The 13,529-nt window shown below is 43.4% G+C and carries 10 protein-coding genes; 5 read left to right on the top strand and 5 right to left on the bottom strand.

Annotated elements, in window-relative coordinates; genetic code table 11:
* Window positions 1-127 precede the first annotated feature (127 nt).
* The 4 genes from rarD (at window position 128) to JMY02_RS01400 (ending at window position 3,473) form a co-directional block, all read left to right on the top strand.
* The gene (gene rarD / locus JMY02_RS01415) at window positions 128-1,090 is read left to right on the top strand and encodes an EamA family transporter RarD (protein WP_201594471.1); all 963 of its coding nucleotides are present in this window, start codon (window positions 128-130) and stop codon (window positions 1,088-1,090) included.
* A gap of 37 nt (window positions 1,091-1,127) precedes the next feature.
* Window positions 1,128-1,514, top strand: coding sequence for a dihydroneopterin aldolase (gene folB, locus JMY02_RS01410; protein WP_201594469.1), 387 nt, complete (start codon window positions 1,128-1,130; stop codon window positions 1,512-1,514).
* Complete coding sequence (locus JMY02_RS01405) at window positions 1,486-2,028, top strand: 2-amino-4-hydroxy-6-hydroxymethyldihydropteridine diphosphokinase (RefSeq protein ID WP_227678367.1); 543 nt, start codon at window positions 1,486-1,488, stop codon at window positions 2,026-2,028. The genes folB and JMY02_RS01405 overlap by 29 nt, the downstream gene beginning before the upstream one ends.
* A 182-nt stretch (window positions 2,029-2,210) precedes the next feature.
* On the top strand, window positions 2,211-3,473 hold the full coding sequence (locus JMY02_RS01400) for an RCC1 domain-containing protein (protein WP_201594467.1): 1,263 nt from the start codon (window positions 2,211-2,213) through the stop codon (window positions 3,471-3,473).
* 273 nt (window positions 3,474-3,746) lie between these two features.
* On the opposite strand, the gene cysE is transcribed toward JMY02_RS01400, so the two are convergent.
* The 4 genes from cysE to dnaE all read right to left on the bottom strand — a co-directional run bounded on the left by cysE (window position 3,747) and on the right by dnaE (window position 9,861).
* Window positions 3,747-4,661 carry a serine O-acetyltransferase gene (gene cysE, locus JMY02_RS01395; RefSeq protein ID WP_201594465.1) on the bottom strand — a complete coding sequence of 305 codons (915 nt, stop codon included), beginning with the start codon at window positions 4,659-4,661 and terminating at the stop codon, window positions 3,747-3,749.
* Window positions 4,662-4,806: 145 nt separating this feature from the next.
* Entirely contained in the window at window positions 4,807-5,697 is an 891-nt protein-coding gene (locus JMY02_RS01390) for an RNA methyltransferase (protein ID WP_201594463.1), read from the bottom strand.
* A complete protein-coding gene (locus JMY02_RS01385; protein ID WP_201594461.1) occupies window positions 5,698-6,075 on the bottom strand; it encodes an Hpt domain-containing protein in 378 nt (125 codons plus the stop codon).
* A 72-nt stretch (window positions 6,076-6,147) separates the two neighbouring features.
* The gene (gene dnaE / locus JMY02_RS01380) at window positions 6,148-9,861 is read right to left on the bottom strand and encodes a DNA polymerase III subunit alpha (protein ID WP_201594459.1); all 3,714 of its coding nucleotides are present in this window, start codon (window positions 9,859-9,861) and stop codon (window positions 6,148-6,150) included.
* Between the two features lie 359 nt (window positions 9,862-10,220).
* Between dnaE and JMY02_RS01375 the strand changes: the two genes are divergently transcribed.
* Window positions 10,221-11,351 (top strand): restriction endonuclease, encoded by a 1,131-nt coding sequence (locus tag JMY02_RS01375; RefSeq protein ID WP_201594457.1) that lies wholly within the window; start codon window positions 10,221-10,223, stop codon window positions 11,349-11,351.
* A 106-nt stretch (window positions 11,352-11,457) separates the two neighbouring features.
* Here the strand turns inward: JMY02_RS01375 and ggt are convergent, their stop codons facing one another.
* Window positions 11,458-13,347, bottom strand: a complete 1,890-nt coding sequence (gene ggt, locus JMY02_RS01370) for a gamma-glutamyltransferase (protein ID WP_227678380.1) — start codon at window positions 13,345-13,347, stop codon at window positions 11,458-11,460.
* Between the last annotated feature and the right edge of the window lie 182 nt (window positions 13,348-13,529).

The raw sequence follows: 13,529 nt of genomic DNA, 5'->3' as shown, positions 1-13,529 counted from the left end.
TCGCGCATTGCTTTTTAACTTATACCTTACCTGTAGTAACCCTGCGTTCTTGCCATTGCCTTGACAGGTACTATTACTATTAGTATTAGGCGAGGGCGCGCTTTGCTCTAAAAAGTTGTACTGTACTATGACCACCCAAAATGTCATCAAAACACCAGCCGCGCCTATTAAAACAACCAGACGTGGCATTGTAACTGCGCTTATTGCGTTTTTTATCTGGGGCGGGTTTCCGTTATATTTTAAACAATTGGCTGCCTATGACGCGACTGAGATTATCGGACACCGTATCGTCTGGACATTTGCATGTTTGCTTGTCGTGTTGGTGGTTACCAAACGTTGGGGATGGATCGATACCCTAAAGAAAAATCCAAGATGGATAGCCTTTTCGTTCATATCGGGTCTGATTATCGCAACCAATTGGCTCACGTATGTATGGGCGGTCAATCACGACCGTATCCTCGAAGCCAGTTTAGGGTATTTTATCGGACCCTTAGTGGGCGTGGCGTTATCAATGATTTTATTCAAAGAGCGCCTGCGAACGTTGCAGTGGGTCGCCATTGGCTTTGCCTTATTGTCCGTGGTCATTCAAGTAGTTATGATTGGTAGCTTGCCTTGGATATCGCTAATATTGGCCTTTAGTTTTAGTACGTATGGGACGATTCAACGGCAAACGCCGTTGACGGCAGTCGATGCGATGTTTGTCGAAACGACTATGCTGGTGCCGATTTGCTTGTGGTGGTTTTGGCAGGCGGATGTGGTCAGTAGTCAATTGAGCTTTTGGTTCAGTCCCAACATTTGGCTACTCATGATAGCAGGCCCGATTACCTTGATACCGCTATTGCTGTTTAACAAGTCGACTAAGCTGGTGGCTTATAGTATCTTAAGTTTTATGAATTATTTGACGCCGACTTTTATTTTCTTCTTAGCGGTATTTTATTACAACGAGCCTTTTGATTTGCATCGTTTGGCGGTATTTGGTTTGATTTGGTTGGGTCTGCTATTGTTCAGCATCGATTTGTGGCGACATCGTCCCAGCAAAGCATTGAAGGCCGAACGCTTACGCGAAGAAGCCTTACAGAAAGGTCAATAAAATTTTGAATTAAAAATAAGCAAATGAGGATGGCAACATGTTTCATACCCAGTCTGATGTGGTATTTATAAAAGGTTTGAAAATCGAGGCGGTGATTGGTGTTTATGAGTGGGAACGTGCTATCACTCAGCCGTTATTGATTGATATCGCACTTGAAACGGATATTGGTCAAGCAGCAATCTCGGATAATGTTGACGATGCGCTGAATTATAAAGCGGTCTGTGATGATGTGAGCGAATGGTGCCAAGCCATCAAGGCGAAGCTTCTTGAGCATTTGGCGGGACAAATCGCAGATAAACTACTCGAAAAATATGCCACTCACAAAGTCACGTTAAGCATTGCCAAGCCAACGGCGATTAAACAAGCGGATGCGGTTGGTGTGCAAATCACGCGTCATGCCAAAGCTTCCTCTAATGATGCATAAAGCGCTGGCTGGTTTAGATACTGACACTTTAGAAAAATATGCGCCTGAAGCGTTGCAGACGCAATTGGTGACTGCCGTACTATTGGCTTTGGGTAGCAATTATCATGCTGAAAAATACTTAGCGATGGTTCGGGAGCGCTTGTCGGCCTTGGGTGAAATACAATTATCGACGGCTTTTCAAAATCCCGACTTTACAGCGACCCCTGAGTTGCCAAAGCCTGACTATACCAATCAATGTGTCTATCTGTCTCTAAAATCGCCCATGACCTTGCAGCAGCTACAGCAAACGTTTAAACAGTTTGAATGTGAGTGTCACAGGCAGCGCTTGGCAGAACCATCAATGTCTATAAAACAAGTTACGATGGATATTGATGTATTGCTCGTAAATTTGTATACCAAAGAAAATAGCCTAAGCAAAAATTGCACTTTTAAATGGATAATTATGAACGATCGTTATCCATTTAAAGCGCATGAGAAAGCTGGAGTTCAGGAACTAATTTTAACCAAACTCTAATTTGGCTAGTGAGTAGTTGAATCTTAATCTCTATTATATTCTTTCACCTAAAATCATCGCTACTCAGCATTGACTCTGCCTCAACCCATCATTTCCCTAGACAAAAATCTAATAAAAACTATGCGATTATATAAGCAATTGTTAATATAAGTGATGATGTAATCTTCAAGATACTACTACCTATGCAAAAACTAATGAATTTCTCGAAGAAAAAACCAACCATGAGTTTAGCAATAATACTCATGATGTCTACTTTGTCTGCCTGTGATAAAACGCCTTCCGAGCATCTTCAAGCCCTTACCAAAGACAAATACCCTGTGGCAAATATGCCAGATGAGCCGTTACAAACCCCACTTGAGATTAATATTGAACCCAAGCGCTTAGCCATGACCAGCTCATGGAGTGCAGGGGTAAAAGACGATGGCACGCTTTGGACATGGGGTACAGATGGTCTACTGCGTGATACCAAAACAGGACAAGACCCAACGCCTAGGCAAGTGGAGGGTGTGAATGATGCGGTGGCCGTATCAGGTGCGGGTCATATGTTACTACTACGAAAAGATGGCACAGTATGGGGTTGGGGTAGTAACTATCATGGACAAGTTGATCCTAATGATAAAGACACTTTCGTTGAAGAGCTTCGTAAGATTGAAGGCATTAAGAATATAGTAGACATCGCTGCTGGAGAAATGAATTCTATATTCTTGGATAATGATGGCAAGGTTTATGTTTTAGGTAATAACGAACACGCATGGGTAAATGGTATTCGAGAAGTAGAGGTGTTATCAGAACCAACTAAGGTCGCTAATCTTGAGAATATTATTCGTATTGAGTTTCAAAATGGAGTATTACTTGCTTTAAACAAAAAAGGTGAGCTATTTTCAACAGGCAAAGCAGAGTATGCATTAGGACGTTCCATCGAATTATCTCAAGACCCAGACTTTGAGTATTATCCAGCACAAAAAGTTCAGCTACCAAATAAAGTAGTTGATTTTTATGCTAGTTCTTCTCACGCTATGGCGCTATTAGAAGACGGTAGGGTATCGGTTTGGGGGTCTAATGGATCAGGCCAATTGGCAATGAAAGCTACTGGAGATATTTTGGTACCTCAAAAACATGAAAAATTGCATAAAATTATTAATATCGATGAAAGTTCAGCAATAACTGAAAATGGCGATTTATATGTATGGGGAGAATATGGATTTGGGGAAAATAGAAACTCTATTTCAACTCGTACATATGATAAGCCTTTTTTGATAATGCAAAATGTTAAGCCTATTCAACTCATTGATGGGTATCTGTTATATGCTGTCGTAACCAACGATGGCAATGTTTGGTATTGGAATTGGAATGAAAATGGACAACGTGGTACAGGTGAAGTAGTAGAGAGCATGGAAAAAGATTACGTATTGACCCCCGAAAAATCGCTATTTACGTTAAATTAGACTTTAAAATTAAAGGAAAAGTATTATGCCACAGTTCATCAAAGATATCTTTTATCATGCGCTACTAGCTCGTGCATCTTACTCTGAGATGAAAAGCAACGATTCATAAAATTGGAATTTGCTAGAAGATTAAGCAGATCAATCCACCATATATGTAGATATAGTAGATTTGATCTAAACCCGCTTTGACTTTATTACCTTTTTTCTAAAACCCATATAAGCATTTTTTACCAGTTTATAAGGCAATAGTTCTGCCTATTTCTAACGACTGTCTTAGCGATTTTTCTCATCATTGATATCTTCTATATCAGCACGCCCAATGATATCTAAATCTTCTAAACACAACTTATCATATTCTTTTTTACAAAAATTAGGATCTAGTTGGCACATAGCGGCTTGCATTTGATCTAAGCGATTTTCTGATTGCTTGATGTGTTCCAGCATTTTGGCAAAGGCTTCTGTGACTGGATCTTGTGAAAAAGGATCGACACCGTAGGCTTGAAAAGTAGTGGTGCGCTTCGTATCTGACACTGTGTCTTTCGTCTGCTGTCTGTCAGTGTTACCAGCTTGCGCCACTTTTTCTTGCTGTTTGGCATCTTGCACTTTGGTTGTGATGGGGTTGCCTTTGTCATCGTGATGATCTGAGATCATACGTGCCGCACTGCCAACCATTGTTGCACCCGCTGGTACAGGCTTTACAACCACTGCATTTGAGCCTATTTTTGCGTTTTTACCGACGGTAAATGGCCCCAAAACTTTTGCACCAGCACCAACGGTGACACCATCTTCTAACGTTGGATGACGTTTGCCATTATTCCAAGAAACGCCGCCCAAAGTCACGCCGTGATACAGAGTGACGTCGTTACCAATCTCAGCGGTTTCACCAATGACGACCCCCACACCATGATCAATAAAAAAACGTCTACCGATTTTGGCAGCAGGGTGAATTTCAATGCCAGTAATAATTCGTGAGCCGTAGGAGATAACCCGTGCTGCCAGTTTTTGTTCGTGATTCCACAGACAATGTGCACCGCGATGCAAGATAAGTGCGTGAATGCCGGGGTAGGTCAATATGACTTCCAGACTATTACGTGCCGCAGGATCACGATTGAATACCGCATCAATATCTTCTTTTAAGTCTTTTTTGATGCTGGTAAGCGATTTGAACAATTTGGATGGGAATGACATAAAGCGTCCTATCTATTCGTCGGTAAAATATCGTGACTAAAAGCGTCTTTGTTTCTCTTAAGTTATAGCAGTTTTGTATCATAAAATATAGTGATGAATGATCATATAAGAATTCATTCATCACTTAGGGCATAATGAAGCGCAATCAGTTGCCGCCGTCTTTTGAAAGTTTGGCTATTAAAGCGCTCAATAATTGGTATTCTTTTTGATCAAGCTGTAGGCGTGAGCCAAGTCTGGACAATCGTGATGGTAATGACTTTAGATGTTCGCTATCGGCCAAACCGCGCTGAACCATAAGCTCAGTCATCCGCTGGGTAAGTTGCTGCTGCTGTTGCTGAGTAATGGCTGGCTCATCCCATTGCTGCCGCAGATGGACGTCTAATGTAGGCTGAACTGCTGCCTCCAACTCATTGTCTCGGCTGCGGGCTGGCTGAGAATGTGTTTGTGCATAAGCGAAGATAAAGCTCGCTATCACTTGTACGGCTGAGGCAACATTCAGCACTGGATAGGCAGGGTTGGCATCGATTTGAATATGATAATCTGCATAAGCCAATTCTTCATTGGTCAAGCCACGGTCTTCACGACCAAATAAGATGGCAATATTTGGTTTGCTTGGTGACTGAGCGCTTACATTGTCATTAGCTATATCGAGAGTGGATTGCTTGTCGATAAAATCAAACATGATATTAGCCGCTTGGGTGGGCGTCACGACAGGGCGCGGCATATGACGGCTGCGACTGCTTGCGGCAAATACTAGCTGACAGTCCGCTATCGCAGACTCTAGGGTGGGTACTATCATTGCGGATGACAATAGATCGCTACCACCGGCGGCATGAGACACACTGGTTTCATCAATCGGTAGCTTCGGGTCAACGACAGTCAAGCGTGACAAACCCATGGTGTGCATGGCACGGGCGGCCGAGCCAATATTGGCAGGCAAAGTCGTATTAACCATGACCACTTGCAGGCAACTGAGATAGTCAATCACACTATGAGCTTTTATTGGGGCGGTAGAGGATGGCAAGTCGTTACGCATTTATTGTCCCAATCGTTGATGGATTTCTTGTTTTGCACGTTGTAGTGCGGTTGCGATATTTTCAATAAGTTCAGCCTGTTCACTGATACGATGGTCACGGCAGAGTGATTGTAATTGACTGCTAAGGTTTACCAGTTGTGTCGTTCCCAAGTTGGCACTCGCGCCTTTTAGGGCATGAGCAATCTCAAAACCATTGGCATTGTCATTTGTTTGTTGAGCGTTTCGTAGCGCCGCCACTCGTTGCTCACAGTCAGTGATATAGACTTGTATTAGTCCTGCAAAGTCTTCTTCTAGCAAATCACGCATCTCTTCGAACTGCTCGTGATTAATGACTTCTTCTGTTTGCTCAGGCATATTATTATGTGGGGCTGTATCCATGATTTTATATCCAGTTTGTAAAAATTAAAGCAATAAGATAGCTATGATAAATGTACTAAGTGATGACACGCCTTAGCTATAATGAAAATGTAAGTTATCTTCACTGACCATGTTTTTCAATTGTTGTAAATTGTCATCGTTAGGGTAGAGACGCCAATGTTCAGACAGTCCCACATTGGCAATACCAAACACGTCATAAACGCTCAGGCCAAGTGGCAAACAGTTGTCATTAATAGAAGCACCCGTATTGCTCAGCGCATTGTTAGCGTAACTGTCCTCGTTTGGATAACGGCTATCTTGACTGACATCATTTTCTAACGCCAATAAGTCATTACCATTTTCATCATACAAGCTGCCGCCCATAGCAGGATCATAAGCGCCATTAGGACCGCTACCTTGCTCATCCTGCTCATTGTTATGTCCTAACCGAGGCGCAGGGATAATGTCAGCTTGTGCCGATTTAAGCAAGGGTTGCAAACGCGTGAGTAAAGTCATGTCGTTACCATGAACTTTGATGCTGATCTTTTTGAGCCAACGCAAGCGTGCATCAACCATGCTCATCGCGCTATCGAGACGCGCAAACAACCGTCCATCACGCTCGCGTATGCTGCCTTTGATGATGACCACTTCATCGACTTTTAGCTGATCTTTAACACGGTTAAAGCGCTCCGCATAACAGCTAACTTCAAGTCGAGACGTACCGTCATCCAAGATAATCACATTGCGATTACCGAAATTGGCAATATCGATAATTAATCCTGCAAAATAGCAGCTGCCGTTGTAGCCAGTGTCAGTGAGCTTGTCGAGGCGCGAGCCTGAGGTATAGCGTTTTAACTCATCCAAATACTCGTTGATGGGATGACCTGTTAGGTACAGTCCCAAGGTGTTTTTTTCCGCTTTTAAGCGATGTTTATCACCCCAGATCAGCTCTGGTGTCATGACGAGTGGCGGCGCGGCAACCACACCATCCATCTCGCCGAACAAGTCCATCATGCCTATTTCGCGGTTTTGACGGTCTTGTTCAGCCGCTTGGACGGCACTTGGCAGCTGACTCATTAATGCGCCGCGAATTTCGTACGCTTCATCGGCTGGCAAGTCAGGTCGTAAAGTGGCAGCAAAGTCATCAAAACAGCCCGCGTTTATCAATCCTTCAAGGGTGCGCTTATTGACTTTTTTGATATCCACTCGGCGACAAAAATCATATAAATCTTTGAAAGAACCTTCACGTCGGCGTGCTTCCACAATAGACTCAACAGCGCCTTCGCCCACACCTTTGATAGCACCAAGTCCATAAATAATGTTGGTTGGCGTATCCGCAACGAAGTGCCATTCACTACGGTTGACCGACGGATTAACCACGGTTAAGCCAAAGTTTTCACGGCAGTCGTTAATAAAGAACACCACGTTGTCGGTGTTGTTCATATCGGATGTGAGTACCGCTGCCATAAATTCAGCAGGGTAGTACTGTTTTAAATAGGCTGTTTGATACGCCAAAACCCCATAAGCGGCCGAATGCGAGCGGTTAAAACCGTAACCTGCGAATTTCTCCATCAAGTCAAAGACACCGCCTGACGTGACCTCATCAATACCTTGCGAGGTGGCGCCCGTGACAAAGATATCACGCTGTTTGGCCATTTCTTCAGGTTTTTTCTTACCCATGGCGCGGCGTAGCATGTCAGCGCCGCCCAAGCTGTAGCCAGCCATTACCTGAGAGATTTGCATGACTTGTTCTTGATAGACAATCACGCCATTGGTGTTTTCTAAAATTGGCTCAAGATTGGGATGGTCATAAATAACTTCCTCACGCCCATGCTTACGGTCAATATACATCTCTACCATGCCAGCATCGAGTGGCCCCGGACGGTATAGCGCACACATAGCGATGACATCTTCGATATTGGTCGGCTGCAATTTAGCTAGATACTTTTTCATACCCATGCTTTCTAACTGAAAGACCGCCGTGGTTTTGGCATCTTGCAACAGCTTATAAGCTTTTTTGTCATCTAAGGGTAAATCTTCTAGCACCAAGGCATCTTTGCCCTCGCGAGCGCGGCGTAGATTGATGTTTTCAACCGCCGCGTTAATCACCGTTAAGTTGCGCAAACCCAAAAAGTCAAACTTCACCAGCCCAACGGCTTCAACGTCGTCTTTATCGAATTGACTGACGCGATGACCGTCATCATCACAATAAATGGCGCTAAAATCGGTAATTTTATGCGGGGCAATCAATACGCCACCAGCATGTTTACCGACATTTCGGCATACGCCTTCGAGCTTGATTGCCATCTCCCAAATCTCAATGGCGTCTTCATAATCCATGTTGTCAGGATTGGAGATCAAATCTTTGAGTTGAGGCTCTTGCTCTAGTGCTTGGCTAAGCGTAATACCGGGCGTTTTGGGGATCAGTTTGGAGAGTTTGCTGGCTAAAAAGTAGGATTTGCTCTGTACTCGCGCCACATCGCGTACCACCGCTTTTGCTGCCATCGTACCAAAGGTAATGATTTGCGAGACCGCTTCACGTCCATAAGTTTGCGCCACATAATCAATGACGCGATCACGACCTTCAATACAAAAGTCAATATCAAAATCGGGCATGGATACCCGTTCAGGGTTCAAGAAGCGCTCAAATAACAGATCATAATGGATAGGGTCAAGATCGGTAATATTGAGCGCATAGGCGACTAGCGAGCCTGCACCAGAGCCACGACCCGGTCCGACGGGCACACCATTGGCTTTTGCCCAGCGGATAAAGTCCATAACGATCAGAAAGTAACCGGGGAAACCCATGGATAAGATCACTTCCAGCTCGTACTCTAGGCGCTCATCATACTTTTGGCGAATATTGCTCCAATTATCAGTGCGCGCTTCAACAGGAAATAGCTTGTCTAAGCGTTGCGTGAGACCGCGCTGGGATTCTGCTCGAAAAAAGGATTCAATCGTTTCGCCTTCAGGAACAGGAAAGTCGGGTAGGACGTTAATACCAAGCGTCAAAGTCACATTGCAGCGCGTTGCCAATCGTGACGTATTGTCAATCACCTGTGGAATATCCGCAAACAACTGCGCCATTTGGTCTTGAGTTTTAAGATACTGCTCATCTGAATAAGTTTGCGGTCGATTTAGATCAGCAAGTACGTAAGAGCCTGCGATACAAACACGCGCTTCGTGCGCATCAAAATCGTCTTGTTCTAAGAAGCGCACGTCGTTATGAGCAATGATGGGAATATTGTGTTTGGCACCTGAGTGAATAGCGGCTTTAATAAAGGCATCTTCACCTGAGCGATTGGTACGTTTAATCGCAAAATATAAGCGATCATCAAATTGTGCTTGCCATTCTGTTAGCAGCTCATCGGCTTTTTCTGGCATAGAGCCGACCAATGCTTGACCGACATCTGACTTTTCGGTAAATAAAATAATGACACCCGCTGCATGCTCTAAAATATGGCTGCGTTTAATGACTGGTGTGCCATGATTGATGGGGTCAGCACGTCCTTCGGTAAATCCAAGCGATACGATGCGGGTAATATTTTGATAGCCCTCATTATTCATCGCCAGCAGAGTGAGCCGCGTGTCTTCATTCTCCATGATGACCTCACTGCCGATAATCGGTTTGATACCAGCGCCTAGGCAGGCACGATAGAACTTCACCGTCGCATAAAGGTTGGATAAATCAGTCAACGCAAGCGCACGCTGATTGTCAGCCGCAGCAGCTTTGATCAACGGCTTAATGCGCACGATAGAATCGGTGATTGAATATTCGCTATGAATACCAAGATGTACAAATGCCATAGAGGACTCTTACGGATGCGATCAAAAAATAGGCTGATAAAAATATAAAGATATTATTATCAAAGGTTTATACTGATAATCTGCGACAGAAAATACAGTCATAGTCGTATTTATTCGCTTTAAATCAGGTCGTGAATAATAGCATTATTTGCCGTAGACAGCCACTGATTGAGTTTAGTAATCGTTATGAGGTAGGTTGTTTTGTATTATGAACAAGTATGAACAAGTATGAACAATTAATACTTTTTATATTAATAGTCTGTAGCACAAATATTTTTACTTAAGTTATTGTTATACAAAATCAATTTGACTATATTGTTCACACAATACTGTGCACGCAACCAAAAGACGATAACATTATGAGCAATATTACGAAGCTGCCTGCATTTGGTGACATGTTGAATGCGGGAATACAAACGGTAAAAAATCTAAGCACACGCAATACTATTGGTCGCACTGTATTTTATAGAGAGTTTGAAAAGTTAGCACAAATTGTAAATGATCATAAAGAAATCAATTATATAAGTAATTATGATGTACGTAATGAATGTCATAATGGTTCACCTTGTTATGACGAGATTATTGATTTAGTTTTATTATGTTTATCTGCAATAGGTTTGGTTAAAGAAGATAAGTTCAGCTTGGTACCAAATTTAAATCAAAATTTTGCTAACTTTATTACCTTTGACGAAAAAGTAACGCCCAAAAATATTATACGTTTAGACCCTTTTGGCAAAGTATATTTCTGGCTAGCGGGAAATAATTTTACTCAGTATATTGGCGAACGTATCCCAAACAGTGATTATATTGCCAATTTAAAGCGTTTTGATCATAAAGCTTTTGCAGATTTGCAAAAAGTAAACGTCGCTGCTTATGGTAAAAATGGTGATGCGCTTATTAACCACTTAGTACAAGAAACCCAGCGTCGGACGTCTATATTTATGAATAATTATGCAGATGCTACTATTGGCAATGATTTTGTCAAAGTAACGCCTGATATGATTATGTCTCAGATTGAGAGCTTATCGCCCTTACAGTTTGAATGGTTTTGTTTGAAGTTGATTGAACGCTCTCTAGAAATTGAAAGTCCCGAGAGTAATTTGACGTCTCGTCATACAGGGCGCTCAAACGACAATGGTATTGACGGTCTTATTATTCAAGATTTTCCAGATGGTGAGGTTCATAACTATTATATTCAAGCCAAACTTTATAGTACTGGTAATAACATATCTAATGGCGATTTGAGAAATTTTATAGGTGCTTATCCACCGCAAAAAACCAATCATCATGGTTTATTTATTACCACAACCAGTTTTACCAAGCCTGCGCAGGAATATGCTAATTCCACTGATTCGCACAGTTTAATACTTATTGATCAAATGAATTTAATTGAGCTTATGATGCAACATAAGGTGGGTTTGAAAGAGGTAAATGCCAGACCGAAGTTATTATTAGACAATGATTTTTTTGAAAAGATAAAGCTGTATTAATTGGTCTCTATGCATTAAAAAAGAGCTTTCTGTTTCTTATTAAAAAGCCCTCAATACAATAAAGTATAGAAGGCTATTTTAATTAGAAATCTAAAGCCGTTTAAAATCAATAACCAACCACCGCCGCATCGACAATACGCGGATCAGATGAGCCATAAACGCCATTTGGGGTAACCATAATCGATTGCGTTGACCCCATCGCTGATTGCGGGCTTACCGTATGTCCCATCGACTCTAGTTTTTTGACGGTATCGACATTGAGCGCTTTTTCGATACGAATCTCATCAGGCAACCATTGGTCGTGAATACGCGGGGCATGAGTCGCCTCAGCGATATTCATGTCATGATCGATGACGTTTGAGATGACTTGGGTGACGGTAGTAATGATGCGGCTACCACCTGGGCTACCAGTGACGATATAGGGTTTGCTGTCTTTGAAAACCAGCGTCGGACTCATAGAGGACAGTGGTCGCTTGTTGGCTTCAACGGCATTTGCCTCACCGCCTAACAATCCATAACCATTCGGTACGCCGGGCTTGGCAGAAAAATCATCCATTTCATTATTCAATAAAATGCCTGTCCCTTCAGCGACAAGACCCGTACCGTAAGAGAAGTTGAGCGTATACGTATTCGCTATGGCATTACCGTCTTTATCAACAATAGAGAAATGCGTGGTCTGGTCACTCTCGTAAGGGAGTGGATTGTTGGCTTTAATCGTCGCGGCTGGCGTGGCTTTATTTGGATCAATCAAAGCGCGCAGTTTGTCAGCATAAGCTTGTGACGTTAAGCCGCTGGCAGGGACATCAATAAAGTCGGAATCTCCCAAGTATTCTGCACGATCAGCATACGCCAATTGCATCGCTTCCGCCATTAGGTGAATGGTTTGGGCGCTGTTTTGCCCATAGTCTTTTAGCGGATAGCCTTCTAAAGTATTCAAGATTTGGATGATGTGAATACCACCAGAGGAAGGCGGCGGCATAGAGACAATCTCATAACCACGGTATTCACCTTTTACTGGCTCGCGAGCGATGGCTTCATAATTGGCCAAGTCCTGCAAACTCATACGGCCGCCAGCATCATTGACGGCTTTGACCAGTTTGCGGGCGGTTTCTCCTTTATAAAACCCATCCGCGCCTTGGGCTGCAATCAGCTTGAGAGAGCGGGCAAGTTCTGGTTGTTTGAGACGTTCGCCCGGCTGATAGTCGCTGCCGTCAGCTTTAAAAAACACCTTTTTGGTACTTGGCCATTTCTGCAAGCGATCGCTTAAGGCGGTGAGTGACTCAGATAAGCCAGCAGTGACTTCTATACCGTCCTCAGCCAACGCAATGGCGGGTGCCATGACCTGTCCGCGACTCATCGTGCCATGGTCTTCTAGTGCTTTTAGGAGTCCTGCGACTGTACCGGGGACACCAACCGCTAAGCCATGATAACGAGATAAATCGCTAACGGCATTGCCATCTGCGTCGAGATACATATCACGAGTGGCAGCACTTGGTGCTTTTTCGCGATAATCGAGTGCCACGGTCTTGCCTTGTTTGGCATCGTAAATCATCATAAAACCGCCACCACCAATATTGCCCGCACGCGGCAAGGTCACGGCTAAAGCAAAGCCAACCGCGACTCCAGCATCTACCGCATTACCACCATCTTTTAAAATCTTAAGTCCGATATCAGACGCAAGCGCTTCTTGTGAGGCGACCATGCCGTTCTTTGCCCAAACAGGATGATGAATAGTATCCGCAGAATAGATGGCTTGATCCGCTTGAGCAGTATTGATTGCAGGTTTAATGCCAGTGGTTTTCGCTCGCGTAATGCGCTGATTTTCAGACAATACGATCGGTGCGTCTGCCATGACTGCTAAATTAATTGCACTGGTATTGACGGAGGTGTTGTTGATTGTGTCGCCGTTTATCGAAGCCGTTGTTTCAAGAGCATGGGCGGATACAGACAACAGTAGCGTACTACTGATTAATAAGGCCGTCATTTTGAATGGCATTTGCTTTTGGGATTGCTGGATTTTAGGTGACTGAATGGCGTGATGATGACCAGAAAATAAGTGTGACATCGCAAAGTCCTTTTTACGCGAGTGAGAAAAATAGTTGGGGCTGTAGTAGATAAGGATTAAATATCACACCATTTCCTCAGAGTTTTAAGCTGATTAGATGGTGACCCGTAGTT

Source organism: Psychrobacter vallis (assembly GCF_904846715.1).
GTDB classification, from domain to species: domain Bacteria; phylum Pseudomonadota; class Gammaproteobacteria; order Pseudomonadales; family Moraxellaceae; genus Psychrobacter; species Psychrobacter vallis.
Note: the sequence above shows the minus strand (reverse complement) of the source record. Positions and strands in the feature narration are given on the sequence as shown.